Consider the following 25,511-nt stretch of genomic DNA (forward strand, 5'->3'; position numbering starts at 1 on the left):
CGGCAGGGCAGCCGGAAGCGGCTCCCGCTAGTCGATGCCGAGCTTCTTGAGCTTGTAGCGCAGGGCGCGGAAGGTGATGCCGAGGGCGGCGGCGGCCTTGGTTTTGTTGTAGCGGTTTTCCTGCAGGGCCTGCTGGATGGCCGCGCGTTCGATTTCTTCGATGTACGAGGGCAGGGCGCTGCTGGCGGTTTCGCGCGGGCCAAGAGTGCGCGGGTCGGGCGGGGTGTTAGGGGCGCCGGGGTTGCCGGCGGCCGAGGCGTTGGCGCTGACGAAGGCGGACGCGACCGCGGCCGGGGTCGCCCCCTGCTGCGCGGGCAGTCGCAGGTCCTGGGCGTGGATGGCGTCGCCATCGGCCAGGGCCAGGGCGCGTTCGAGGATGTTCTCCAGCTCGCGCACGTTGCCGGGGAACGGATAGGTTTCGAGCGCGGCCAGGGCGTCGGCCGAGAGCTTGGGCGTGACGCGCTTCATCGCGTGTGCCAGGCGCATCAGGATGGCCTCGGACAGCAGCGGCAGGTCGCCGGCGCGTTCGCGCAGCGGCGGGACGTCGAGCCCGATGACGTTGATGCGGTAGTACAGGTCGTGGCGGAAGCGGCCCTCGTTGACCAGCGCCGACAGGTCCTTGTGGGTCGCCGATAGGATGCGCACGTCCACCGGCACCTCCACCGAGGCGCCGACCGGGCGGATGTTCTTTTCCTGGATCGCGCGCAGCAGCTTGACCTGCATCGCCAGCGGCAGTTCGGCCACTTCGTCGAGGAACAGGGTGCCGCCATCGGCCGCCTGGAACAGGCCGGGCTTGTCGGCATGGGCGCCGGTGAAGCTGCCCTTCTTGTGGCCGAAGAACTCGCTTTCCATCAGCTCCGAGGGGATCGCGCCGCAGTTCACCGGCACGAACGGCCCGCCGGCGCGCGCGCCCTGGGCGTGGATGGTGCGGGCGACCAGTTCCTTGCCGGTGCCGGACTCGCCGCTGATGTGCACCGGGGCCTGGCTGCGCGCGACCTTGGCGATGGTCTGGCGCAGGGCCACCATCGGCTCGGAGTTGCCGAGCAGGCGGCTGGCCTCCTCGGGCTGGGCCTGGCGCTTGGTATTGAGTTCCAGCGCCTGCCGCACCAGGCCGCGCAGGACATTGATGTCGAGCGGTTTGGCGACGAAGTCGAAGGCGCCGGCCTTGAGCGCTTCGACCGCGGCTTCGACGTTGCCGAAGGCGGTGATCATCGCGACCGGGGTATTGGGGAAGCGGGTGGAGATGTCGCTGATCAGCTCCAGCCCGGAACCGTCGGGCAGGCGCATGTCGGTGAGGCACAGGTCGTAGGAGACAGTGGCCAGCATCTCGCGGGCCGCGGTCAGCGTGGGCGCGGTGTCCGTCCGCAGGCCCATCCGCCCCAGGGTCAGGACCAGCAGCTCGCGGATATCGTGTTCGTCATCGACGATCAGGGCGCTGCGCGTCTCGCTCATTCACGGAAACCTTGACTGGGGGATTGGCCAGGTGACCAAGGAGGTCAATTTTAAGCCTTTTACGCGCATTGCAGGGAACTGAGGACACAGGGCGATTGTGCTGCAGTGCGGCTTTGCGGGTTTTGTCGGTGCGGGGGTGGGCCGGCGGGGGGGGGCGGCGTTGCCGGATTGGGTGGGCGAGGGACGGAATGCCTGATCACGGCATTGTTGCGGCTGGCAGGGCGGCTGGCGACGGGACTTTTTCTCGGGTCCATGGCGCTGTCATTCTTATTGGCGTTGTCATCCCCGCGGAGGCGGGGATCCAGTGACTTTTGGTGGGAGCCGGAAAGAGCTCGCGGCTGAAGCCGCTCCTACAAGCGCTGCCGCAAGAGCTCCCAGGAGAGCTCCCTCCCCTGCGAAGGCAGGGGAGGGTTGGGGAGGGGGTTGCGTCAGGCTCGCGCGATCCCCGCCGGGAGCTGCGCCGGTGCTGACGCAACCCCCTCCCAGCCTCCCCCTGCCTCCGCAGGGGGAGGGGGATGGCAAAAAGCTCGCGGCTGGAGCCGCTCCTGCAGGAGCGACCTTCCAGCCGAAGCGCTTCATCGCTGCGGCCGAGGTTTCGCCGACCCGCGAAGCCGTGGCTGCTACGGGACCGGCAGGGCGTCCGGGCCGGGGAGGGTGAGGCGGAAGCAGGCGCCGCCGGCGGGGACGGCGATGTATTCGAGGTTGGCGCCGTTGGCGCGGCACAGTTCGCGGGCGATGTAGAGGCCCAGGCCCGTGCCGTGCTCGGAGGTGGTGAAGAAGGGGCGGAACAGCTGTGCCACCACGGCGTCGGGGATGCCGGGGCCGCGATCAAGGACTTCGATTACCGGGCTGTCGCCGCGCCGCTCCACCCGCAGGATCACCCGCGCCGGCTGACCGGGCATGCGCCCATAGCGCAGCGAGTTCTGCACCAGCACCGTGAGCACCTGCTGCAGGTGGCGGGGGTCCACCAGCACCGGCAGCGTGCCGATGCCGTGGCTGAACTTGAGCTCGTCGAGGTCCGGCGGGATCGTCTCGAGGTAGTCGGCGAGGAAGCGGCGCACGAAGGCGACCAGGTCCAGGTTCTCGGGCTGCGCGCGTTCGCGGCGGGCCAGGCCGAGGACGCTTTCGACGATGCCGTTGGTGCGCATGCACTGCTGGTGGACGATCTGCAGCAGGCGGCGGTCGCCGTCGTCGAGGTTGGCCGATTCCTCGAGCAGCTGGGTGGCGTAGCTGATCGCCGCCAGCGGGTTGCGGATCTCGTGGGCGAGGCTGGCGGAGAAGCGGCCCATCGCGGCCAGGGTCAGCGATTCGGCCCGGCGCGAGAGCAGCGAGGTGTCGTCGAGGAACACCAGCGTGGTCTCGCCGTCGACGAGCAGGCGGGCGAAGCGGGGCAGGACTTCGACCTGTTCGTCGCCATTGCCCAGCAGCAGCGGGGCGTCGTTGACCACCGCGCTCTTGCGCCAGTCGTGCAGGCGCGTGGCGAGATCCGGGGCGATGTTGCGCAGGTTGCGCGGCTTGCCGTCGACGACCAGGTCGATGTCGCCCAGCAGCATCAGCGCCGCCTCGTTGGCCAGGCGCACGAAGCCGCTGCCGTCGACCAGCAGGACGCCGATGCGCATGCGGCGGATGATCAGGCCGTTGACCTCGTTGAGGTTGGCCGCCTCGGCGGCGCGCAGGTCGGCGACCGCGTGCGATTCGCGCATCTGCCGCCCGAGCAGGTTGCTGACCGTGGCCATGGCGAAGAAGCTGACCGAGAACATCAGCACTTCGGCGAAGGGGCGCTCGGCGGGGATGCCGGCGAGCGAAGCCCACACGTATTCGCCCACGATCGCGCCCGCGGCGGCGGCGGCGATGCTCATCCCCAGCCAGAGCGGCACCAGCAACGCTGCGGCAGCGACGTTGAACAGCAGCATCATGGCAACGCCCGGGGCGGCGCTGGGGATGGCGTGGGTAATCAGCGCCGCGACGGCGATGTCGACCGCCACCCCGACGCAGGCCTGCCAGGCGAGCGTGGAACGGTCGCGGCGCGTGGCGAGCAGCAGCGCCACCGACATCGGCAGGTAGGCGATGGCAACGGTGGTGGCCAAGACCACGTCGCGCGGCTCGCCGATCAGCCCGCCGATCGGGCTGAACACGATCAGCGCCAGCAGGGCGGCCTCGAGCGTGCGGTACAGCGCGAACAGGTACAGCTCGCGGCGCAGCGCATCTTCGGCGGCATTGGGGCGAGGCGGCTGCTTGCGCGGCAAAAGGGCGTCCTGGCGGGGCGTGGAGTCGAGTATAGGGGCGGCGATGGCGCCGCTGCCGTCGTGGCCTTACCCGTTGCGGCGGTTTGCAGCCGCGGGCTGTCGCCAAAGTCTGCGGATCGCTTCCGAAGAAGAGCCGCACTTGTAGGAGTGCCTTCAGCCGCGAGCTCCTGGCTCCCTCCCCTGCGAAGCCAGGGGAGGGTTGGGGAGGGGTGTCTTCAGCAGCGCCGCGATCCGTGACCACCCCCTCCCAACCTCCCCTGCCTTCGCAGGGGGAGGGAAAGGCAACAATCTTTGGCTGACGCCTTTTCAGCCTCCTGCTCTGGAGCGGAGGCGCGAGGCGACGGTTGGGGGAGAGGCTCCAATGCCCCGCAGAGAATGGACCAAGGCAACAGCTCGCGGCTGAAGCCGCTCCTACGGGGAAATCCGGCTGTTGCGACGCGCCTGACCCCTGGGTCGGGGAGTACGGCTCCGGCCTGCGGGTGCCGCTGCCGCCCCTGCCACCCAGGCCGGTTTTGCCCGCGGCGGCCGCATCGGCGAGAATGGCGGGCCCGCCTGCGCCCAACGACTGCCGATCCGGCAGCGACGGCCGCCCGCGGTCCGGCCCCTGGCCGGCCTGTCTCCCACGCACGGACCCCACATGAATTTCCACGAATACCAGGCGAAGCAGTTGTTTGCCGATTACGGCATTGCAGTCCCGGCCGGGCGCGTCGCGCGCACGCCGGAAGAGGCGGTCGACGCCGCGAAGGCAATCGGCGGCGACTTCTGGGTCGTCAAGGCGCAGATCCACGCCGGCGGCCGCGGCAAGGCCGGCGGCGTCAAGCTCGCCCGCACCCTGGACGAGGTGCGCGAGTACGCCAAGGGCATGCTCGGGCACAAGATGGAAACCTACCAGTCGGCCGGCGTCGCGCTGCCGATCGATTCGGTGCTGGTGACCCAGGCCACCGACATCGCCAAGGAGCTGTATCTCTCGGTCCTGGTCGACCGCGGCACGCAGTCGGTGACCTTCATCGCCTCCTCCGACGGCGGCGTCGAGATCGAGAAGACCGCCGAGGAAAACCCGGACGCGATCCAGACCCTCAACGTCAATTTCGTCCAGGGCCTGCAGCCCTACCAGACCCGCGACCTCGGGTTCGCGCTGGGCCTGACCGCCAAGCAGGTCGGCCAGCTCTCCAAGATCATGCTGGGCCTGTACAAGCTGTTCAACGAGAAGGACCTGGCGCTGGTGGAGCTCAATCCGCTGGCGATCCTGAAGTCCGGCGACCTCGCCGTGCTCGACGGCAAGGTCAACTCCGACGACAACGCCACCTTCCGCCACCCCGACCTGGCCGCGATGCGCGACATCCGCCAGGAAGACGAGACGGAAGTGAAGGCCAGCCAGTACGACCTCAACTACGTGACCATGGACGGCAACATCGGCTGCATGGTCAACGGCGCCGGTCTTGCCATGGCGACGATGGACGTGATCAAGCTCGAAGGCGGCACGCCGGCGAACTTCCTCGACGTCGGCGGCGGCGCGACCAAGGAACGCGTGACTGAGGCGTTCAAGCTGATCCTGTCGTCCGACGACGTGAAGGCGATCTTCGTCAACATCTTCGGCGGCATCGTGCGCTGCGACATGATCGCGGAGGGCATCATCGCCGCGGTCAAGGAAGTGGACGTCAAGGTCCCGGTGATCGTGCGCCTGGAAGGCACCAACGTCGAAGAGGGCAAGGCGCTGCTGAAGTCGAGCGGCCTGGCGATCACGCCGGCCGACGACATCAACGACGGCGCGAAGAAGGCGGTCGCGGCGGCGAAGGCCGCCTGATCCCCAAAACCACAGATCACTGTGGGAGCGGCTTCAGTCGCGAGCTTTTTGCCACCAACGAAATACCGAAGAGCTCGCCGCTGAAGCTGCTCCCACACGACCAATTCAAGGATTTCGCTACATGAGCGTTCTCGTCAACAAGAACACCAAGGTCATCGTCCAGGGCTTCACCGGCACCCAGGGCAGCTTCCACGCCGAGCAGATGCTCGATTACGGCACCAAGGTCGTCGGCGGGGTCACCCCCGGCAAGGGCGGCACCGAGCATCTCGGCCTGCCGGTGTTCAACACCGTCGCCGAAGCGGTCGCCGACACCGGCGCCAATGCCTCGGTCATCTACGTGCCGCCGCCGTACGCGGCCGACGCGATCCTCGAGGCGGCCGATGCCGGCATCAAGGTCATCGTCTGCATCACCGAGGGCATCCCGGTGCTGGACATGCTGCGGGTCAAGAACACGCTGAAGGGCTACGACGACGTCGTGCTCGTCGGCCCCAACTGCCCGGGCATCATCACCCCCGGCGAGTGCAAGATCGGCATCATGCCGGGCCACATCCACAAGCCGGGCAAGATCGCGATCGTCTCGCGCTCGGGCACGCTGACCTATGAAGCGGTCAAGCAGACCACCGACGCCGGCCTTGGCCAGTCGACGGTGATCGGCATCGGCGGCGATCCGATCAACGGCCTGAACTTCATCGACTGCCTGAAGCTGTTCCAGGACGACGCGCAGACCGAGGGCATCATCATGGTCGGCGAGATCGGTGGTTCGGCCGAGGAAGAAGCGGCCGAGTTCATCAGCGAATACGTGACCAAGCCGGTGGTCGGCTTCATCGCCGGCGCCAGCGCCCCGAAGGGCAAGCGCATGGGCCACGCCGGCGCGATCGCCTCCGGCGGCTCCGGCACGGCCGAGGGCAAGTTCGCCGCGCTGGAGAAGGCGGGCGTGACCACGGTGAAGTCGCCCGGCGACCTGGGCGCGGCGATCGCCAAGCGGTTGAACGGCTGAGGCAGGGTCCAGGACCTGGCTTCGGTGAAAGGCCGCCTCCGGGCGGCCTTTTGTCTGGGCCACGGCAGGGAGTCGTGGCGGTCGTTTCGTATTGACAATGTAAATACGTAGGCGCAGCATGGCAACCGACATGGATGTGCATTTCGAGTACCACGGAAACACGTTTGTCCGGAACGCCGACAAGGCGCGAGCAAACGTGCACAAGCATGGCGTGGCGTTCGAGGAGGCAGTCGCCGCGTTCCTTGATCGGCTGTTCGTGCTGGTGGACGCATCGCGCAACGATGAGTCGCGCGATGCGGTCATCGGATTCGATGCCGGTGGACGCCTGCTCTACGTCGTGCACCTGGTGATCGAAGGGGAAGTCGTGCGCGTGGTTAAGGCGCGCCGCGCTACTGCCCAAGAGGGGACTTTATATGCTCAATGACACCCTCAAGCGCCGCCTGTCGAAGGCCCGGCCGATGACCTCGATCACGCTGCGCATCCCGCAGGATGTGGTCGACTCGATGAAGGCCATCGCGCCGATCCGAGGCATGTCCGGGTACCAGACGCTGCTCAAGTCCTACATCAGCGAGTGCCTGCGCCGCGATGAAGCCGAATATCTGCCGACGGACGCAACCGCGCGCCTGGCCGAAGCGCTGAAAGCGCGCGGCGTCGACCCGAAGGTGGTCGAACAGGCCGTGCGGGACGTGCGCGCCGCCTGACTCTCTGGAGCGAAAGATGAAACTCCGCATCGCCCTTGCCCAGTTCGACTTCCCCGTCGGCGCCATCGCGCGCAACGCCGAGCGTATCGCGGCGCTGATCGTCGAGGCGCGCGACCAGCACCGCGCCGACGTGGTGCTGTTCCCCGAACTGGCATTGAGCGGGTACCCGCCGGAAGACCTGCTGGCGCGGCCCCAGTTCCTCAACGACTGCGAGGCGGCGCTGCTGCGCATCGCCGCCGGCGTCGAGGGGATCGTGGCGATGGTCGGCTGGCCGCAGTCGGCCGGCAGCATCGTGTACAACGCGGTCAGCGTGCTGCGCGACGGCGCGGTGGAGACCACGTATCGCAAGCACGAGCTGCCCAACTACGCGGTGTTCGACGAGCGCCGCCATTTCGACGTCGACCCCGATGGCGGGCCCTGCGTGGTCGAGGTCGGGGGCGTCGGCGTCGGCGTGCTGATCTGCGAGGACCTGTGGTTCCCCGAGCCGCTGGCGCGGACCGTGGAAGCCGGCGCGCAGCTGGTGCTGGTGCCCAACGCCTCGCCGTTCGAGCGCGACAAGCACGCCCAGCGCGACGCGCTGCTGGAGGCGCGCACGCGCGAGACGCTGGCGGACGGCGATCGGGTGGGCATCGCCTACCTCAATACGGTCGGCGGCCAGGACGGCCTGGTCTTCGACGGCGCGTCGCTGCTGGCCGATGCGGGCGGCAACGTGCATCCCGCGGCGCGGGCCTTCGAGGCGCACTGGCTGGTCGCGGATTTCGACGCGCAGGCCGGTGCGTTCACGCCGGTGGCCTGGCCGGTGGAGGACGACGAAGGGCGCGAGGCGCTGGCGTGGCGCGCGATCGTGCTGGGGACGCGCGACTACTGCCGCAAGAACGGCTTCCAGAAGGCCTGGCTCGGCCTGTCGGGCGGCATCGATTCTTCGGTCGTGCTGGCGATGGCGGTCGATGCGCTGGGCGCAGAGAACGTGACCGCGGTGCGGATGCCCTCGCGCTACACCGCCGGGCTGTCCAACGACCTGGCGCAGGAGCAGTGCGACGCGCTGGGTGTGAAGCTGCTCTCGTTGCCGATCGAGAAGCCGTTCCAGGGCTACCTGGATGCGCTGGCCGAGCTGTTCGAAGGCCTTCCGGCCGATACCACCGAGGAGAACCTGCAGTCGCGCACCCGAGGCGCGCTGCTGATGGCGCTGTCGAACAAGTTCCACGGCCTGGTGCTGACCACCGGCAACAAGAGCGAGTACGCGGTCGGCTACGCGACGATCTATGGCGACATGTGCGGCGGCTACGCGCCGATCAAGGACCTGTACAAGACCGAAGTGTTCGCGGTCGCCAAGTGGCGCAACGCCGTGGCCGGGGCGCCGGTGATCCCGCCGGCGGTGATCGCGCGGCCGCCGTCGGCGGAACTGCGCGAGAACCAGCTCGACCAGGATTCACTGCCGCCCTACGACGTGCTCGACGCGATCCTGCTGCGCCATGTCGACCAGGAGCAGGCGCGCGACGAGATCGTGGCTGCCGGCTTCGACGCCACCACCGTCGATCGCGTCCTGCGGCTGGTGCGCACCAGCGAGTGGAAGCGCCACCAGGCCGCCCCGGGCCCGAAGGTGTCGCGGCGCGCATTCGGGCGCGAGCGGCGCTATCCGATCAGCAACGGCTACGGGGGATAAGGCGGGGGCAGCAGCGAAGCGTGCCCTTGCCTGTGGGCTGCGGGCCAAAAACCGAAGCAAATCGCTGCGCGTCCCCGGCAGTCCGGCCTTGCGGCCAGCACGCTGGAACGAAAAACGCCGCCCGGGGGCGGCGTTTCGATGCGGCATTGCGACTCGGCTATTTCTCTTCATTGTCCAGCGCGGACTTCTCGCCGGCGAAGGGATTGAGCTTGCGCACCGTCCACGGATAGTCCGGCCAATCCCCGGTCAGGTAGGGGTGCCCCGGTTCGTTCTGCTGCAGCACGCGCTTGGCGTCCGCGGCCAGGGTGTCATTGCCCAGGCGGGTGTAGGCTTCGGCCAGCAGGGCGACGGCGTCGTTCTGGAATTCGCTCTGCGGATAGGTTTCCAGCAGGTACTTGGCGCGTTCGACGGCGCTGACATTGGCCCCGCGGCGCAGGTAATACAGCCCCACTTCCATTTCATGGCGCGCGAACAGGTTGCGAAGTGCCACCATGCGCTGGCGCGCGTCGGGGGCGTAGCGGCTGTTCGGGTAGCGGGTGGCCACGGTGTTGAGGTCGTTGTAGCCCTGCATCGGCGTGGCCAGGTCGCGGCGGCTGGCGTCGAGCTTCCACACCTTCTGCAGGAACACCGTATCGCGGTTGGAATTCACCAGCCCGCGCAGGTAGTACATGTAGGCGATGTTGCGGTGGGTGGGATAGGTGCGGATGAAGCGGTCGATCGACGAAATCGCTTCCTCGTTGTTGCCGCTCTTGTACTGGGCGTAGGCGGTTTCCATCAGCGCCTGCTCGGTGTAGGCGCCGTACGGGTACTGCGCGACCAGCCGCTTGTAGGTGGTAACCGCGCCGTTCCAGTTGCCGCCGTGCATCTGTTTCTGGCCCTTGGCGTAGATCTCCTCGACCGGCTGGCCCTCGAGGGCCTCCTTGTCCTTGAACATGCCCTTCAGGCGCGCGCAGCCGGAGGCGGTGAACAGCACCAGCAGCATCAGGAGCATCACATTGCGGATGTGGCGCGAAGCGGGCAGGCGTGGGGTCATGGGAAGCCGATTGGTCGCGGGAGGCACGAAGGGCGGATAATAACAGCCCGTGATGGCCATCGCGGTCCGCGCCTGAACCGATACCGTCCCCATGCCCAGCTCCTCCGCGCCCGCAGGCGCCCAGCCCGAACAGCGCAGCGCCCGCGTGCCCGATGCCGATGCCGGCCGCCGCTTCGACGCCGTGCTGGCGGGCCTGTTCCCCGAATTCTCGCGTTCCCGCCTGGCCGAATGGATCAAGTCCGGCGACGCGCTGCTCGACGGGGCGCAGGTGCGTCCGCGCGATCCGGTCCGCGGCGGCGAAGAGGTGACGCTGGCCGTGGTACTCGACACCCAGACCGAGGCCGAGCCGGAAGATATCGCGCTTACGATCCTGCACGAGGACCGCGACGTCTTCGTCATCGACAAGCCCGCCGGCCTGGTGGTGCATCCCGGCGCGGGCAACCCGGACGGCACCCTGGTCAACGCGCTGCTGTTCCGCGACCCGAAGCTGGCGGCCCTGCCGCGCGCGGGCATCGTGCACCGGCTCGACAAGGACACCTCCGGGGTGATGGTGGTGGCGCGCACGCTGCAGGCGCACGCGGCGCTGGTGGAGCAACTCTCGGCGCGCGCCGTGCACCGGCAGTACCTGGCGATCGTGGTCGGCGCCCTGGTCAGCGGCGGCACCGCCAACGCCGCGATCGACCGCCATCCCCGCGACCGCCTGCGCATGGCCGCTCGCGACGACGGTCGCGACGCCGTCACCCACTACCGCCTGCGCGAGCGCTTCCGCGCGCACACCGCGTTGGAGTGCCGCCTGGAAACCGGCCGCACCCACCAGATCCGCGTGCACATGGCGCACCTGAAGCATCCGATCGTCGGCGACCCGCTGTACGGCGGATCGCTGCGGCTGCCGCGCGCGGCGTCGGAAGAACTGATCGCCGCGCTGCGCGCCTTCAAGCGCCAGGCGCTGCACGCCGAAACGCTGGAATTCATCCATCCGCTCAGCGGCGAGCCGCTGCGCTGCAGCGCGCCGGTGCCGCCGGACATGCAGGAACTCATGCGCCTGCTGCGCGAGGACAGCGCGGCGCAGGCGGGGCGGCGATAGGTCGTTGTCGCAGGTAGGCCGGATGTCTCCCGAGTACACCGTTTCAGACCGCAAGCCGGGCGAGACCTCCGACGCGGAGGGCTTCGCGCTGCGCGCCGACTGGGATGCCCCCGCGAACATGCGCGCCTTCACCACCCTGCGCAGCGGTGCGGGCAGTTCGCAGCCGCCGTTCGACCGATTCAACCTCGGCAACGCGCGCGCCGCCGATGGCGACGACCCGGAGGCGGTCGCGCGCAACCGCGTCGAACTTGCCGAACGCGCCGGCCTGCCATCGTCGCCGCGCTGGCTGCGGCAGGTGCACGGCACGCATGTGCTGCGCTTCGATGCCGTGGATCCCTCTTTTGCGCAGGCAAGGGGACGAGTCGAAGCTGCCGGATCTGCAGAACACACATCCGCAGCAGACGTCGAGCCTGAGGCCGACGCGGCGGTCACGTCTGCCCCCGGCGTCGTGCTCGCGATCCTGACCGCCGATTGCATGCCGGTGGTGTTCGCCGCGCGTGACGGGAGCGAGGTCGGCGCCGCGCACGCGGGCTGGCGCGGGCTGGCGGCGGGCGTGCTGGAGGCCACGGTGGCGGCGATGCGCACGCCGGCTTCCGGCCTGGTCGCCTGGCTGGGCCCGGCGGCGGGACCGGAGGCCTACGAGATCGGCGCAGAGGTGTTCGACGCTTTTGTTTCCCGCGATCCGCGTGCGCAGGCGGCGTTCGTGGCCACGCGCCCGGGCCATTGGCGGGTCGACCTGTACGCGCTGGCGCGTCTTCGCCTGACCGAAGCCGGCGTGGTGGCCGTGCGCGGCGGCGACCGATGCACGATCTCCGATCCGCGACGCTTCTTTTCCCATCGCCGCGACGGCCGCAGCGGCCGCATCGCGACCCTGGCCTGGATGACATGACGCCCACCCTGTTCCAGGCCCTGCTCGGGGCCTCGTTCTATGCGCTGCCCCCAAGCGTGCGCGCCCTGCACGGTGTCCGCGGACGTGCCGTCTACGCCGGCCGCGCCACCATCCACCGCGGCCGCAATCCCCTGGGCCGCCTGTGTGCCAGGGTCGCCGGCCTGCCTGCGGCGCGCGCCGACGTGGCGACCTCGGTGACCTTCGAAGCGCGCCCGGCCAGCGAAACCTGGCATCGCGATTTCGGCGGACAGGCGATGCGCTCGCGCCTGCATCGCGACGGCAGGATGCTGGTGGAGCGGCTCGGCCCGCTGCGCTTCCGGTTCGCGCTCCACGTGCAGGACGACGCGCTGTGGTGGCGGGTCGGCGGCGTGCGGCTGCTGGGCGTGCTGCCGCTGCCGGCGGCGCTGTTCGACCGGGTGTACTGCCGCGAAGCGGAGCATGCGGGGCGCTACACCTTCCAGGTCGAGGCCGCGCTGCCGCTGTGCGGGCGCCTGATCCAGTACGAGGGCTGGCTTGAGCCCGCCGACAACGACCAGCCAGCCTGAGCCCGGCGCCGATGGCGCGATCGTGGTGTTCGATGGCGCCTGCGCGCTGTGCAGCGGCTGGGTCGGCTTCCTGCTGCGCCATGACCGCGCGCGGCGGTTCCGGTTCGCGGCGATGCAGGGCGATACCGGGCGCCGGCTGCTCGCCGCGCACGGGCTCGATCCGGACGATCCGATGTCGTTCCTGCTGCTCGACGCGGCGGGCGCCACCACCGACAGCGACGCCATCATCGCGGTCCTGGCGCGGCTCGGCGGCGCCTGGCGCATTGCGCGCGCGCTGAGCGTGGTGCCACGAGGACTGCGCGATCCGCTCTATCGCTGGCTGGCACGCAACCGCTATCGCTGGTTCGGCAGGAAGGACGCGTGTTACCTGCCCACCGAAGCGGACCGCGATCGATTCCTGTAGATCGAATCCAGGCCGGCGTTGGTGACAATCAGCCGGTCTGCGAGAGCCAAAACTCATGCTCATGGCTTTCATCTCGGCCGCCAGCACGCGGGAATTCGCTCCAGCAGGCGAGAGAGGGTTGCTGCCGCTCCGGTTCAGTCGTGCCCCGACTACGCGGCATCCATCGGTCGCAGCGGCCCCCACCAACGGCGTCCCCGGCAGCCGGTAACATTGCCGTGACCCGTGCGCGTCGACACTGCACGCCCCGCCTTCCGAGTTCCCTCCATGACTGCCCAGACCCGCGCCGACCTTGCCGAAGTGGCAGGCGTCGCCCCGATCCGCGACGCCGCCACCGCCGGCTTCGTCTTCAACCACACCATGCTGCGGGTACGCGACCCGCATGCGTCGCTGGATTTCTACACCCGCGTGCTCGGCTTCTCGCTGGCGCGGAAGGTGGATTTCGAGCAGGCGAAGTTCTCGCTGTACTTCCTGGTGCTGGCCGAGCTCGACGACATGCCAGACGGCGACGAAGCACGGCGCGAATGGCTGGCGCGGCAGCGCGGCGTGCTCGAACTGACCCACAACCACGGCACCGAAGCCCAAGTCGGCCCGGTCTACCACGACGGCAACAGCGAGCCGCGCGGCTTCGGCCACATCTGCGTCAGCGTGCCCGACGTGCGCGCCGCGTGCGCGCGAATGGAGGCGATGGGCGTGCCGTTCCAGAAGACGCTGTCGCAGGGCAGCATGCGCAGCATCGCCTTCATCAAGGATCCGGACGGCTACTGGATCGAACTGATCCAGCCGACGCCGCTCGCCGACTGACCGCCAGTGCCCGACGGCGTCACCCGCGCCTGTCCCGGGCTGGGGCCGAACTTTGGCTCCCGACGGCCTCGGCCACGACGGGCGTTGCCGTCGGCGTTGCCGTGCCGCAACATGCCGGTCACATCGAGGCCGCATTGCGCGGCCGCGCCTTTCCCGCGGAGCCTCCACGCCATGTCGCATCCCTCCCCCCCGTCCGGTCGCTTGCCCGCGAGGCACGCGCTGGCGTTCGCCATCGCCATGCTGTTGCCGGCCGCCGCCGCGTTCGCGCAGGACACGACCGAATCCACCCAGGGCGACGCCACGCGGCAGGCCGCGACCCTGGATACGGTCGAGGTCACCGCCCAGCGACGGGTGGAGAACGTCCAGGACGTCCCCGTCTCGATCAGCACCGTGGACACCGAGCAACTCGCGGTGCTCGCCTCGGGCGGCGCGGACATCCGCTTCCTGTCGGGCCGGGTGCCGAGCCTCAACATCGAATCCTCGTACGGACGCGCGTTCCCGCGCTTCTACATCCGCGGGCTGGGCAACACCGACTTCGACCTCAACGCCTCGCAGCCGGTCTCGCTGGTGTACGACGAAGTGGTGCAGGAAAGCCCGCTGCTGAAGGGCTTCCCGGCCTTCGACCTGGAGCGCATCGAAGTGCTGCGTGGCCCGCAGGGCACGCTGTTCGGGCGCAACACGCCGGCGGGCGTGGTCAAGTTCGAATCGGCCAAGCCGTCGCAGGAGTTCGGCGGCTACGCCCGCGTGGCCTACGGCACCGACAACCTGTGGAACGTGGAAGGCGCGGTCGGCGGCCCGCTCACCGAGCGCTGGTCGGCGCGCGCGTCGGTGCTGTACCAGCGCCGCGACGACTGGGTGGACAACACCTACCCGGGCCCGAACGAGGGCTTCGAAGGCTTCGACGAATCCGCAGCCCGCGTGCAGTTCCTGTACGAGGGCGAGGCGTTCGAAGCGCTGCTGAACCTGCACAAGCGCGACATGAACGGCACCGCGCGCCTGTTCCGCGCCAACATCATCAAGCCGGGCACGAACGACTTCGTCGACGGCTTCGACCGGGACAAGGTGTCCACCGACGGCGTCAACTTCTCCGACCTGGAAACCTGGGGCGGCAGCGCGCGCCTGCGCTGGAACCTCGGCGACTACACGCTGTACTCGATCACCGGCTACGAGACCGCCGAATCGCTCAACCGCGGCGACATCGACGGCGGCTACGGCGCGGTGTTCCTGCCAGATTCGGGCCCGGGCGTCATTCCGTTCGCATCCGAGTCGGCCGATGGCCTGCCGGACCACCGCCAGGTCACCCAGGAATTCCGGATCGAGTCCAACGAGCTGGGCCGCTTCGACTGGCAGGCCGGCCTGTTCTGGTTCGACGAAGACATCACCATCGACAGCTTCAATTTCGATTCGCTGGCCGGCAACGCGCTGGCGGGCCATGCGATCCAGCAGCAGCGCAACAAGGCGTGGGCGGTGTTCGCCTCGGGCGACTTCGACGTCACCGATGCGTTCCAGCTGCGCGGCGGCGTGCGCTACACCAAGGACCAGAAGGACTTCAGCGCCAGCGTGCTGGAACCCGCGCCGTTCGGCGCCCCGGTCGGAGGTCCGTACACCGTCGACACCGATGTCGACGACGTCAGCTGGGACCTCAGCGGCGTGTTCGCGCTCAACGACGACGTCAACCTGTACGCACGCGTGGCCAAGGGCTTCCGCGCACCGTCGGTGCAGGGGCGGCTGCTGTTCGCCGCGCCCGGCGCACCCAACGGCGGCGTGTCGACCGCGGATTCGGAAGAGGTGGTTTCGCTGGAGGCCGGCATCAAGGCCGACCTGTGGGACCGCCGCGCGCGCATCGGCTTCAACGTGTTCCGCTACCAGGTTGATGGCCAGCAGCTGATCGCGGTCGGCGGCCAGTCCAATACCGCGACCCTGCTCAATGCCGACCGGACCACCGGCCAGGGCTTCGAACTCGACCTGCAGGCCTACCTCACCGACAGTCTGCTGGTGACGCTGGGCAGCAGCTACAACGACACCGAGATCGACGATCCCGGCCTGGCCGTGCCCGGCTGCGGCGGCGGCTGCACCGTGACCGATCCCGAGACCGCGCCCGGCTCGGGCCTGTTCGTGATCGACGGCAACACCCTGCCGCAGGCGCCCGAATGGGTGCACAACCTCACCGCGCGCTGGAGCATGCCGGTGGGCGAGGGCGGCGAGTTCTACGTCTACACCGACTGGGCCTACCGCAGCGAGGTGAACTTCTTCCTGTACGAGTCGAAGGAATTCCGCGGCAAGGCGTCGCTCGAAGGCGGTCTACGCATGGGCTATCTGTGGCGCGACGGCGACTACGAGGTCGCGCTGTTCGGGCGCAACATCACCGACACCACGCGCATCGTCGGCGGCATCGACTTCAACAACCTCACCGGGTTCATCAACGAGCCGCGGACCTACGGGGTGGAGTTCACCGCCAAGTTCTAGGGAAAAAATTCAGGGTTCTCGTGGGAGCGGCTGGAGCCGCGAGCTTTTGCACGCCGGTGCCGGAAAGCAAAAGCTCGCGGCTCGAGCCGCTCCCACGTGGTTCTGGTCGGAGCGTGCATGCCTGCTAGCAAACCCCGCTGGTTCGTTCCCGGAGACCTCAACGGTTTCTTCGGCCTGGTGGTCGACAACCTGTCGATCCTGGGCTTCATCAGCGCAGCCCTGGTGGGGATCTTCGCGATGCCGGCCGACGTGGTGTTCCAGCGGATGTTTCCCGGCACAGCGCTCGGAGTGCTGGTTGGCAACCTCGTCTATACGGTGATGGCGCGACGCCTGGCCGCGAAGTCCGGCCGCGACGACGTCACGGCGATGCCGCTTGGACTGGACGCGCCCACCAGCATCGGCATGGCGCTGCTGGTGCTCGGGCCCGCGTTCGTGGCATTCAAGCAGGGCGGGATGGACGACCAGGCCGCGGCGATCGCCACCTGGCAGCTTGGCGCCGCCTCGCTGGTGGTGATGGGCGCGCTGAAGTTCGTGCTGTCGTTCTGCGGCGACGCGGTCACCCGGATCGCGCCGCGCGCGGCGCTGCTCGGATCGATCGCCGGCATCGCGCTGGTGCTGATGGGTTTCCTGCCGCTGGTGGAAACCTTCCGCTCTCCGGTGGTCGGCTTCGTGACCTTGGGCTTGCTGCTGTACGTGCTGTTCGCCAAGGGTCGGCTGCCGGTGCGCCTGCCCGGGGTGCTGGTCGCGTTCCTGGTCGGGACCGCGCTGTACTACGGGCTCGGCCTGGCCGGACTCGGCGCGCCGGGCTTCGCGCTGCCGCGCGGGATCGCGCTGCACGCCGCGATCCCGTGGCCATCGCTGGCGTTCGTCGACGGCCTGCCGTCCACCGTGCCGTACCTGCCACTGCTGCTGCCTTTCGGCCTGCTGATGGTGGTCGGCGGTATCAACGTGAGCGAAAGCTCGCGCGCCGCGGGCGACGACTACCGCACCCGCGACGTGCTGCTGGTCGAGGCGTTCTCCACGCTGGTGGCGGGCGTGTGCGGCGGCGTCGCGCAGACCACGCCGTACATCGGCCAGCCCGCCTACAAGCACATGGGCGCGCGCAGCGGGTACACGCTGCTGACCGGGTTGTTCGTGGGCGTCGGCGGCATGCTCGGGGTGATCTCCGGGCTGGTGCAGTGGCTGCCGCTGGCGGTGCTGGCGCCGATCATCGTCTACGTGGCGATCGACATCACCGTGCAGGCGTTCCAGGCCACGCCGCCAAAGCACGCGGCGGCGATGGTGCTGGGCTTCCTGCCGTCGGTGGCCTATCTCGTGGCGATCAAGGCCGGCAATCCGGCCTGGATCGCGCCGGAGCAGTTCGCGCGGCTCGCGACCACCGTCGACGGCCACGGCCTGCCGGAACTGGCGGTGATCCTGGCGCTGGGCAACGGCTTCATCATCACCTCGATGCTGTGGATCTCCACGCTGGTGGCGATGATCGACGGGCGCCTGCGCGCGGCGGCCGGCTGCCTGCTCGTCGCCGCTGCCCTCGCCCTGTTCGGGCTGATCCATTCCGTGGATCCGCGCGGCGGCATCTACCTGCCTTGGCAGTTGGAAGGATTGCCGGCGGCGGTGATGGGGCAGTTCGTCGGCGCCTACGTTGCGCTGGCGGTGGTGCTGGGCCTGCTGTCGCTGCAAAAGGCCAAGTAGGGCGCAGCGGGGTCGCGGCCCGTCGAGGCGTATCAGCCGGACAGCCGCCGTCCGGGGCCGGCGACGCAGCGGTTGATCTCACCGAATCTTGAAACCGCATCGCGCATCCTCATCTTCCGGGGTATCGCCGGCCACGCCGGCCATCCCGATTCCGAGGACCCCAGCATGCGCATGGACAAACTCACCTCGCGTTTCCAGCAGGCGCTGGCTGACGCGCAGTCGCTGGCCGTGGGCCGCGACCACAACCTGATCGAACCGGCCCACCTGCTGCTGGCGCTGCTCGACCAGTCCGGCGGCGGCACCCGGCCGCTGCTGGCGCAGGCCGGCGTCAACGTGCCCGTGCTGCGGGAGCGCCTGGCCGAAGCGCTCGACAAGCTGCCGAAGGTATCCGGCCAGGAAGGCAGCATTTCCGTCGGCAACGACCTGTCGCGCCTGCTCAACGTCACCGACAAGCTGGCCCAGCAGCGCGGGGATGCCTTCATCGCCTCGGAGCTGTTCGTGCTCGCCGCGCTCGACGACAAGGGCGACGCCGGGCGCGCGCTCAAGGCTGCCGGCGCGGACAAACCGCGGCTCGAGGCCGCCATCGACAGCATGCGCGGCGGCGAGAAGGTCAAGGACGAGAACGCCGAGGAGGCGCGGCAGGCGCTGGAGAAGTACACCATCGACCTCACCGCGCGCAGCGAGAAGGGCAAGCTCGATCCCGTGATCGGCCGCGACGAGGAAATCCGCCGCACCATCCAGGTGCTGCAGCGGCGGACCAAGAACAACCCGGTGCTGATCGGCGAACCGGGCGTGGGCAAGACCGCGATCGTGGAGGGCCTGGCGCAGCGTATCGTCAACGGCGAGGTGCCGGAAGGACTCAAGGGCAAGCGCGTGCTGTCGCTCGACATGGGCGCGCTGATCGCCGGCGCCAAGTTCCGCGGCGAGTTCGAGGAGCGGCTCAAGGCGGTGCTCAACGACCTGGCCAAGAACGAAGGCCAGATCATCCTGTTCATCGACGAGCTGCACACGATGGTCGGCGCGGGCAAGGCCGAGGGCTCGATGGACGCCGGCAACATGCTGAAACCCGCGCTTGCGCGCGGTGAGCTGCACTGCATCGGCGCGACCACGCTGGACGAATACCGCAAGTACGTCGAGAAGGACGCCGCGCTCGAGCGCCGCTTCCAGAAGGTGTTCGTGGGCGAGCCGAGCGTCGAGGACACGATCGCGATCCTGCGCGGCCTGAAGGAGAAGTACGCCGTGCACCACGGGGTCGAGATCACCGACCCGGCGATCGTCGCCGCGGCGACGCTGTCGCACCGCTACATCGCCGACCGCCAGCTGCCGGACAAGGCGATCGACCTGATGGACGAGGCCGCCTCGCGCATCCGCATGGAGATCGACTCCAAGCCGGAGGAACTCGACCGCAAGGAACGCCGCCTGATCCAGCTCAAGATCCAGCGCGAGGCGCTGAAGAAGGAGAAGGACGCCGAATCGAAGCAGCGCCTGGCCGACCTGGAGGCCGAGATCGAGACCCTGGAGCGCGACTACAACGATCTCGAGGAAGTGTGGAAGGCCGAGAAGGCCACGCTGCAGGGCGCGACGAAGGTCAAGGAGCAGATCGAGGCCGCGAAGCTGGAGCTCGAGGCCGCGCAGCGCCGGCAGGATTACGCGCGCATGAGCGAACTGCAGTACGGCCGGATTCCGGAGCTGGAGAAGGAGCTCAAGGCCGCGCAGGAAGCCGAGACCAAGGGCTTCACCCTGCTGCAGGACAAGGTCACCGCCGAGGAAATCGCCGAAGTGGTATCGCGATGGACCGGGATCCCGGTCAGCAAGATGCTCGAGGGCGAACGCGAGAAGCTGCTCGCCATGGAGTCGGCGCTGCACGGCCGCGTGGTCGGCCAGGACGAGGCGATCAAGGTCGTGTCCGACGCCATCCGCCGCTCGCGCGCCGGCTTGTCCGATCCCGGTCGCCCGACCGGTTCGTTCCTGTTCCTGGGCCCCACCGGCGTGGGCAAGACCGAGCTGTGCAAGGCGCTGGCCGAATTCCTGTTCGACTCCAGCGACGCGATGATCCGCATCGACATGAGCGAGTTCATGGAGAAGCATTCGGTCGCGCGGCTGATCGGCGCGCCCCCGGGCTACGTCGGCTACGAGGAGGGCGGATACCTCACCGAGGCCGTGCGCCGTCGTCCGTACAGCGTGATCCTGCTCGATGAGGTCGAGAAGGCGCACGCGGACGTGTTCAACATCCTGCTGCAGGTGCTCGACGACGGCCGCCTCACCGATGGCCAGGGCCGCACGGTGGACTTCCGCAACGTCGTGATCGTGATGACCTCCAACCTGGGATCGCACCGGATCCAGGAGATGGCCGACAACAGCGTCGATGCCGATTCCGCCGAGGGCTACATGCAGATGAAGGCGGCGGTGATGGCGGTGGTGCAGGCGCATTTCCGCCCGGAGTTCATCAACCGGCTCGACGACATCGTCGTTTTCCACCCGCTGGACAAGGCGCAGATCAAGTCGATCGCGCGGATCCAGATGCGCGGGCTGGAGAAGCGGCTGGGCGAACGCGGCATCCGGATCGAGGTCTCGGACCGGGCGTTCGACCTGCTGGGCAGCGTCGGCTTCGACCCGGTCTACGGCGCACGACCGCTCAAGCGCGCGATCCAGCAGCAGCTGGAGAATCCGCTGGCGACGAAGATCCTGTCGGGCGAGTTCGGCAGCGGCGACACCGTATCGGTGGACGCCGACGGCGGGCGCCTGGCATTCACCAGGCGCTGAACGCGATCGAGGCATCGAAGACCGTGGGGCGGCGTACGCTGCCCCACGGCAGCCAATGTCAGCTTGCCGCGCGCATCGTGCGGTAGGGCGGCATCGACATCACCATTTCAGCCAGCGAATAGGCCAGTTCGCGCTCGGCCAGCACCGCGCCGTCCGCGCCGTGTTCGAGCAGGTGCCTGACCTCGAGGTCGCTGTGCGCCCGCGCAAGCACGGTGATCTGCGGATTAAGCGCCTTCAGCCGCGCGATCGTCTCACCAGCCTCCAGCGCCCTGGGAATCGCGAACACCGCCAGTCGCGCGCGCTCCGGCGCGGCCTCGAGCAACACCCGTTCGACCGCCGCGTTGCCGCGGATCGCGGGCAGGCCGTCGGCGCGCGCGCGCGCAACGCGGTCGGCATCCTCCTCGATCACCACAACCGGTACCCCGCGGGCCTGCAGCAGGTGGGCGAGCTGGTCGCCAACGCGACCGAAGCCGACGACGATGGCGTGATCGGTGATGGTCTCCGGCAGCACCACCACGTCCGGTTCGTCCGCGGGCCCCGCGAGCGCGGCCTGGCGTGCCTCCCAGCGGTCGAGCAGCGCGAACAGGATCGGGTTGGCGACGATCGACAGCAGCGCGCCGGCGAGGATCAGGTCGCGCGCGTCCGGCGTGAGCACTTTCATGTCGACGCCGAGCGAGGCGAGGATGAAGGAAAACTCGCCGATCTGGGACAGGCTGACGGCGACGGTCAATCCGGTCAGCCTGGGCAGGCGCAGCACGCTCACGATCAGCATCGCCACCGACGCATTGCCGACGATGATGATCAGGAACGTCGCCAGCACCAGCCAGGGACGCTCGACCACGATCGACGGGTCGAACAGCATGCCCACCGACACGAAGAACAGCACCGCGAAGGCGTCGCGCATCGGCAACGAATCGTTCGCGGCCTTGTGGCCGAACTCCGACTCGTTGAGCAGGATGCCGGCGAAGAACGCGCCGAGCGCGAACGACACTCCGAACAGCTCGGCGGCGCCGAACGCCACGCCCATCGCAACGGCCAGCACGCACAGCGTGAACAGTTCGCCCGAGCCGGTGCCGGCGACGCGCTCGAGCACCCACGGGATGACGCGCCGGCCGACCAGCAGCATCACCGCGACGAACGCGCCGACCTTGAGCACGGTCAGCCCCAGGGTGGCGAACACGCCGCCGATGCCGAGGCCCGCGCTCTGGCCTTCGCCGAAGACGCTCGCCAACGCCGGCAGCAACACCAGCGCGAACACCATCGCCAGGTCTTCCACGACCAGCCAGCCGATCGCGATCCGCCCGCGGCGCGTTTCCAGCAGGCGTCGTTGCTCCATGGCACGCAACACCACCACGGTACTGGCCACCGACAGCGACAGGCCGTACACCACGCCGTGGATCATCGGCCAGCCCATCGCCAGCGACAGGCCCAGGCCGAGCAGCGTCACCACGGTGATCTGGCCGACCGCGCCGGGGATGGCGACCGACTTCACCGCCATCAGGTCTTTCAGCGAGAAATGCAGGCCGACACCGAACATCAGCAGGATCACGCCGATCTCGGCCAGCTGCGGCGCCAGCTCCTGGTCGCCGACGAAGCCGGGGGTGAACGGGCCGGCGATGACGCCGGCGATCAGGTACCCCACCAGCGGTGACAGCCGCAGCCGCTGCGCGGCCATGCCCAGCACGAAGGCAAGCACGAAGCCGACGCACAGGATGGCGATCAGCGAGGTGTGATGCGGCATCGCGGGTCCGGCGGGGGACGGAAAACGATAGTGACCGGCCGGCACGATCGATGCAACGCGCACTATCACGCATGCATGCATGCATGTGGGAGCGGCTTCAACCGCGAGCTTTGCGCAACGGTGGACGTCGATGGCAAGCTCGCGGCTCAAGCCGCTCCCACCGTGGCGCTCTCAACCACGGCCTTCCCCTGCGTTTGCAGGGAGAAGGGCGATGGCGAGAGCTCGCGGCTTCCGCCGCTCCTACGTGCGGCCGGGTTGTCCGATGATGGCGGTTACCACTTGTAGGCGATCCTGCCGTACACGTAGGCACCGTTGAAGCCGGTCGGCGACTGGCTGCTGTACGGGAACTGGTTGTGGTTGGCGTTGGCGGCGATCGTGCGGTCCGGGTATTCGTCCAGCAGGTTGTCCGCGCCCAGGGTCAGCGTCCACTGGTCGCTGGGCTTGAAGCTGGCCGAGGCGTCCACCGTCCACTTCGCGCCGTAGGTCTGGTCGAGCGCCGGGTTGCCACTCTCGCTGACCCTGGTGGTGAACTCGCCGTAGCGGGTCGCGCCCAGGGTGAAGCCCCAGCGCTGCAGGTTCCAGTTTGCGCCCAGGGTGACCTTGTCGCGCGGGAAGCCCTCCTCGATCCGGCCCTGCTCGTCGCGGCCCACGCGCCAGAACGTGGCGCCCAGCTCGTTGAGCACCTCCGGGTTGGGCGCGATCCGCGTGATCTCGGTCTTGTTGTAGTTGTAGCCGGCGGTGAAGGTGAGCGAGCCGCTGTCGAGCGCGACGTCGTAGCTGCCGACCACGTCGACGCCGCGGGTGCGGGTGTCGATGGCGTTGTTGAAGTAGCGCAGCGCGGTGACGCCGTTGATGCCCAGGTCTTCGAGCCGCTGCTGCGCGGCCGGGTTCTCGCCCACCAGCAGGTTGGACGACAGCACGATGCGGTCGTCGATCTCGATCTGGTAGGCGTCGATCGTGATGTACAGCCGGTCCACCGGCTGCAGCACCAGGCCCAGGCTGTAGGACAGCGAGGTTTCGGCCTGCAGCGGTTCGGCGCCCAGCGCCCGCGCGGCCGGGCTGGTCGCCGGGAACGTGCCCGAGTCGAAGAACCGGTCCAGCGCCCCGTTGTAGTTCGAAGTCACGACCTGGTAGTGCTGCTGCGACAGCGACGGCGCGCGGAACCCGCTGGCGACCGTGCCACGCAGCGCCACCGCGTCGGTGAAGGCGTAGCGCGCCGACAGCTTGCCGGAGGTCTCGCTGCCGAAGTCGCTGTAGTCCTCGTAGCGCCCGGCGATGCCGGCGGAGAATTTGTCGGTGAAGTCGGCTTCCAGCCCCGCGTAGACGGCATAGCTGTCGCGATCGAAATGTCCGGAGTTGGTCGGCGTGAAGCCCTGGAAGCCCTGCGCGCCGCCGTTGCTGTACGACGCCGGCGCCCCGGGCGACTGGTTCCACTTCTCGCGCCGGTACTCGGCGCCGAACGACAGCGTCGCGGGATAGGCCAGGCCCCAGTCCAGGGTCTTGGTCAGGTCGGCGTTGACCACGTTCTGGGTGTATTCGAGCGCGCCGTCGTAGAACACCGTCGGGCTGGCGGTGCCTAGGCTGTAGTTGATGGTGTTGCGGGTCTGGAAGCCGATGTGGTTGTAGCCGTAGTTGTAGCTGACGTCCCAGTTCCAGCCGGCATCGTTGCCGCCCTTGAGACCCGCGACCAGCGAGCGGTCCTGCGACAGCATCGCGATCTCCGGGACGTAGCCGTCGGGGTAGAACTGCGCCAGCAGTTCGCCCTGGCCGCTGTGGTTGCGCGAGCGATGGAAGGCGTAGGAGGTGATGTCGCGGTTGCTGGCCATCGCGGTGGCGTAGGCGCCGAAGTTCTCGTTGAAATCGAATCCGGCGTTGGCCGAGACCGCGGCCGCGTCCACCTTCGGGTCGCCGTAGATGTAGGCGACTTCGCCGAGGCCGGGATTGTTGCCCTGGTTGGGCAGGGTGGTCGGGGTGAACGGCTGGAACGGGCCGGCGCGGTTGGTGGCGTCCTGCTGGCCGACCTGCCCGGCGACGTGCACGAAGCCGCGGTCGTCGGCGAACCGCAATCCGGTGTTGCCGGAAATCTGGTGCTGGGTGCCGTCTCCGGCCGAATACTGGCCCAAGTCCACCGCCAGGCTGCCGCCGGTCTCGCTGCCCTTGAGCACGATGTTGACCACCCCGGCGATGGCGTCGGAACCGTACTGCGCCGATGCGCCATCGCGCAGCACCTCGACCCGGGCGATCGCCGCCACCGGGATCGCGTTCAGGTCCACCGCCGACGAACCGCGCCCGATGCTGCCGTTGACGTTGAGCAGCGCCGAGACGTGCCGGCGCTTGCCGTTGACCAGCACCAGCACCTGGTCGGGCGACAGCCCTCGCAGCTGCGCCGGGCGGATCGCGCTGGTGCCGTCGGTGACGGCCGGGCGCGGGAAGTTGAGCGAAGGCAGCGCGCGCGCCAGGGCGGTGGCCAGTTCGGTGGTGCCGGTGGCCTGCAGCGCCTCGGGGGTGAGGATGTCGATCGGCGACTGCGATTCGGCCACGGTGCGATCGCTGACCCGGGTGCCGGTGACGATGACGGTGTCGAGCGTGCTCGCCTGGGCCGTGGCGGGCGAGGCGGAATCCGGCGTGGCGTCCTGGGCGAGGGCGGGCGCTGCAGCCAGGATGCCCAGCAGGGCGAGCGCGAGGCGGGTTGGAACGGGACGATGGGCCACGGGAAATTCCTTGCACGACATAGGGGGAAATCCGGTTTAGCACGGTGGGCGGGGCGCTGCAATCTCTCCATCTGCATGAAGAGATAATTCCATGGATGCAACGATGGCCTGCCCGCGCACGTTTGCAGACGCGCACTTTGTGCAGGAGCGGCCTCAACTGCGAGGCCTTGACCCGGTGGGAGCGGCTTCAGCCGCGAGCTTCTGACTCGTACGAGCCAAGGTCACTGGATGACCCGTCCTTCGGACTGTTGAAAGGCGCCTCCCGCTTTCGGGGGGATGACGATGTGGGGTTGGCGCCCCCTGCGCTGCAATGGGTATTTGCTCCCTCTCCTGCGAAGGCAGGGGAGGGTTGGGGAGGGGTCCCTTCAGGATCACTTGCAATCGTGGTGCATTCCTCCCAGCTCCCCGCCTCTGCAGGGGGAGGGTCCGACCAAAAGCTCGCGGCTGAAGCCGCTCCCACAAGAGCCACGGGGCCGCTGGTGCAAAAGGCTTCCGTCGCGGTGCTGCCGCGCCTTGTAGA

Annotated in this window: 18 protein-coding genes; 13 read left to right on the forward strand and 5 right to left on the reverse strand. The window is 68.7% G+C overall.

What is annotated here, in order from left to right:
• Positions 1-27 precede the first annotated feature (27 nt).
• Together ACFOM9_RS06110 and ACFOM9_RS06115 are read right to left on the reverse strand one after the other, a co-directional pair.
• Positions 28-1,452, reverse strand: a complete 1,425-nt coding sequence (locus ACFOM9_RS06110) for a sigma-54-dependent transcriptional regulator (RefSeq protein ID WP_386707648.1) — start codon at positions 1,450-1,452, stop codon at positions 28-30.
• 620 nt (positions 1,453-2,072) lie between these two features.
• Positions 2,073-3,698 carry a sensor histidine kinase gene (locus ACFOM9_RS06115; RefSeq protein ID WP_386707651.1) on the reverse strand — a complete coding sequence of 542 codons (1,626 nt, stop codon included), beginning with the start codon at positions 3,696-3,698 and terminating at the stop codon, positions 2,073-2,075.
• Between the two features lie 637 nt (positions 3,699-4,335).
• On the opposite strand from ACFOM9_RS06115, the gene sucC reads away from it, so the two are divergent.
• The 5 genes from sucC (at position 4,336) to ACFOM9_RS06140 (ending at position 8,863) form a co-directional block, all read left to right on the forward strand.
• Positions 4,336-5,502, forward strand: a complete 1,167-nt coding sequence (gene sucC, locus ACFOM9_RS06120) for an ADP-forming succinate--CoA ligase subunit beta (RefSeq protein ID WP_386707653.1) — start codon at positions 4,336-4,338, stop codon at positions 5,500-5,502.
• A gap of 121 nt (positions 5,503-5,623) precedes the next feature.
• Entirely contained in the window at positions 5,624-6,499 is an 876-nt protein-coding gene (gene sucD / locus ACFOM9_RS06125; RefSeq protein ID WP_386707656.1) for a succinate--CoA ligase subunit alpha, read from the forward strand.
• 118 nt (positions 6,500-6,617) lie between these two features.
• A complete protein-coding gene (locus tag ACFOM9_RS06130) occupies positions 6,618-6,923 on the forward strand; it encodes a BrnT family toxin (RefSeq protein WP_386707659.1) in 306 nt (101 codons plus the stop codon).
• The gene (locus tag ACFOM9_RS06135) at positions 6,913-7,200 is read left to right on the forward strand and encodes a hypothetical protein (protein ID WP_386707662.1); all 288 of its coding nucleotides are present in this window, start codon (positions 6,913-6,915) and stop codon (positions 7,198-7,200) included. The genes ACFOM9_RS06130 and ACFOM9_RS06135 overlap by 11 nt, the downstream gene beginning before the upstream one ends.
• A 16-nt stretch (positions 7,201-7,216) precedes the next feature.
• Entirely contained in the window at positions 7,217-8,863 is a 1,647-nt protein-coding gene (locus tag ACFOM9_RS06140; protein WP_386707664.1) for an NAD+ synthase, read from the forward strand.
• 157 nt (positions 8,864-9,020) lie between these two features.
• On the opposite strand, the gene ACFOM9_RS06145 is transcribed toward ACFOM9_RS06140, so the two are convergent.
• Positions 9,021-9,896 carry an outer membrane protein assembly factor BamD gene (locus ACFOM9_RS06145; RefSeq protein ID WP_386707667.1) on the reverse strand — a complete coding sequence of 292 codons (876 nt, stop codon included), beginning with the start codon at positions 9,894-9,896 and terminating at the stop codon, positions 9,021-9,023.
• Between the two features lie 91 nt (positions 9,897-9,987).
• On the opposite strand from ACFOM9_RS06145, the gene rluD reads away from it, so the two are divergent.
• The 8 genes from rluD (at position 9,988) to clpB (ending at position 20,539) form a co-directional block, all read left to right on the forward strand.
• Complete coding sequence (rluD, locus tag ACFOM9_RS06150; RefSeq protein ID WP_386707670.1) at positions 9,988-10,980, forward strand: 23S rRNA pseudouridine(1911/1915/1917) synthase RluD; 993 nt, start codon at positions 9,988-9,990, stop codon at positions 10,978-10,980.
• 118 nt (positions 10,981-11,098) lie between these two features.
• On the forward strand, positions 11,099-11,869 hold the full coding sequence (gene pgeF / locus ACFOM9_RS06155) for a peptidoglycan editing factor PgeF (protein ID WP_386708136.1): 771 nt from the start codon (positions 11,099-11,101) through the stop codon (positions 11,867-11,869).
• Positions 11,866-12,414, forward strand: a complete 549-nt coding sequence (locus tag ACFOM9_RS06160) for a DUF4166 domain-containing protein (protein WP_386707673.1) — start codon at positions 11,866-11,868, stop codon at positions 12,412-12,414. Before pgeF ends, ACFOM9_RS06160 begins: the two co-directional genes overlap by 4 nt.
• The gene (locus ACFOM9_RS06165) at positions 12,383-12,817 is read left to right on the forward strand and encodes a thiol-disulfide oxidoreductase DCC family protein (protein ID WP_386707676.1); all 435 of its coding nucleotides are present in this window, start codon (positions 12,383-12,385) and stop codon (positions 12,815-12,817) included. The genes ACFOM9_RS06160 and ACFOM9_RS06165 overlap by 32 nt, the downstream gene beginning before the upstream one ends.
• 264 nt (positions 12,818-13,081) lie before the next feature.
• Complete coding sequence (gloA, locus tag ACFOM9_RS06170) at positions 13,082-13,618, forward strand: lactoylglutathione lyase (protein WP_386707679.1); 537 nt, start codon at positions 13,082-13,084, stop codon at positions 13,616-13,618.
• 237 nt (positions 13,619-13,855) lie between these two features.
• A complete protein-coding gene (locus ACFOM9_RS06175; RefSeq protein ID WP_386708139.1) occupies positions 13,856-16,084 on the forward strand; it encodes a TonB-dependent receptor in 2,229 nt (742 codons plus the stop codon).
• 117 nt (positions 16,085-16,201) lie between these two features.
• Entirely contained in the window at positions 16,202-17,776 is a 1,575-nt protein-coding gene (locus ACFOM9_RS06180; RefSeq protein ID WP_386707682.1) for a hypothetical protein, read from the forward strand.
• 165 nt (positions 17,777-17,941) lie between these two features.
• Positions 17,942-20,539 (forward strand): ATP-dependent chaperone ClpB, encoded by a 2,598-nt coding sequence (clpB, locus tag ACFOM9_RS06185; protein WP_386707685.1) that lies wholly within the window; start codon positions 17,942-17,944, stop codon positions 20,537-20,539.
• Between the two features lie 58 nt (positions 20,540-20,597).
• On the opposite strand, the gene ybaL is transcribed toward clpB, so the two are convergent.
• A complete protein-coding gene (gene ybaL / locus ACFOM9_RS06190) occupies positions 20,598-22,280 on the reverse strand; it encodes a YbaL family putative K(+) efflux transporter (RefSeq protein WP_386707688.1) in 1,683 nt (560 codons plus the stop codon).
• Between the two features lie 272 nt (positions 22,281-22,552).
• On the reverse strand, positions 22,553-25,012 hold the full coding sequence (locus ACFOM9_RS06195; RefSeq protein WP_386707691.1) for a TonB-dependent receptor plug domain-containing protein: 2,460 nt from the start codon (positions 25,010-25,012) through the stop codon (positions 22,553-22,555).
• Between the last annotated feature and the right edge of the window lie 499 nt (positions 25,013-25,511).

It is taken from the genome of Luteimonas notoginsengisoli (assembly GCF_042648885.1).
Classification (GTDB): domain Bacteria; phylum Pseudomonadota; class Gammaproteobacteria; order Xanthomonadales; family Xanthomonadaceae; genus Luteimonas; species Luteimonas notoginsengisoli.

What these genes read in the sequence shown, in the direction of transcription:
- sucC (WP_386707653.1), top strand. Translation starts at nt 4,336, where the DNA reads ATGAATTTCCACGAATACCAGGCGAAGCAGTTGTTTGCCGATTACGGC.
- sucD (WP_386707656.1), top strand. Translation starts at nt 5,624, where the DNA reads ATGAGCGTTCTCGTCAACAAGAACACCAAGGTCATCGTCCAGGGCTTC.
- ACFOM9_RS06145 (WP_386707667.1), bottom strand. Translation starts at nt 9,896, where the DNA reads ATGACCCCACGCCTGCCCGCTTCGCGCCACATCCGCAATGTGATGCTC.
- ACFOM9_RS06195 (WP_386707691.1), bottom strand. Translation starts at nt 25,012, where the DNA reads ATGTCGTGCAAGGAATTTCCCGTGGCCCATCGTCCCGTTCCAACCCGC.
- ACFOM9_RS06135 (WP_386707662.1), top strand. Translation starts at nt 6,913, where the DNA reads ATGCTCAATGACACCCTCAAGCGCCGCCTGTCGAAGGCCCGGCCGATG.
- pgeF (WP_386708136.1), top strand. Translation starts at nt 11,099, where the DNA reads ATGCGCGCCTTCACCACCCTGCGCAGCGGTGCGGGCAGTTCGCAGCCG.
- clpB (WP_386707685.1), top strand. Translation starts at nt 17,942, where the DNA reads ATGCGCATGGACAAACTCACCTCGCGTTTCCAGCAGGCGCTGGCTGAC.
- ACFOM9_RS06160 (WP_386707673.1), top strand. Translation starts at nt 11,866, where the DNA reads ATGACGCCCACCCTGTTCCAGGCCCTGCTCGGGGCCTCGTTCTATGCG.
- ACFOM9_RS06175 (WP_386708139.1), top strand. Translation starts at nt 13,856, where the DNA reads ATGCTGTTGCCGGCCGCCGCCGCGTTCGCGCAGGACACGACCGAATCC.
- gloA (WP_386707679.1), top strand. Translation starts at nt 13,082, where the DNA reads ATGACTGCCCAGACCCGCGCCGACCTTGCCGAAGTGGCAGGCGTCGCC.
- ybaL (WP_386707688.1), bottom strand. Translation starts at nt 22,280, where the DNA reads ATGCCGCATCACACCTCGCTGATCGCCATCCTGTGCGTCGGCTTCGTG.
- ACFOM9_RS06180 (WP_386707682.1), top strand. Translation starts at nt 16,202, where the DNA reads ATGCCTGCTAGCAAACCCCGCTGGTTCGTTCCCGGAGACCTCAACGGT.
- ACFOM9_RS06140 (WP_386707664.1), top strand. Translation starts at nt 7,217, where the DNA reads ATGAAACTCCGCATCGCCCTTGCCCAGTTCGACTTCCCCGTCGGCGCC.
- ACFOM9_RS06110 (WP_386707648.1), bottom strand. Translation starts at nt 1,452, where the DNA reads ATGAGCGAGACGCGCAGCGCCCTGATCGTCGATGACGAACACGATATC.
- rluD (WP_386707670.1), top strand. Translation starts at nt 9,988, where the DNA reads ATGCCCAGCTCCTCCGCGCCCGCAGGCGCCCAGCCCGAACAGCGCAGC.
- ACFOM9_RS06130 (WP_386707659.1), top strand. Translation starts at nt 6,618, where the DNA reads ATGGCAACCGACATGGATGTGCATTTCGAGTACCACGGAAACACGTTT.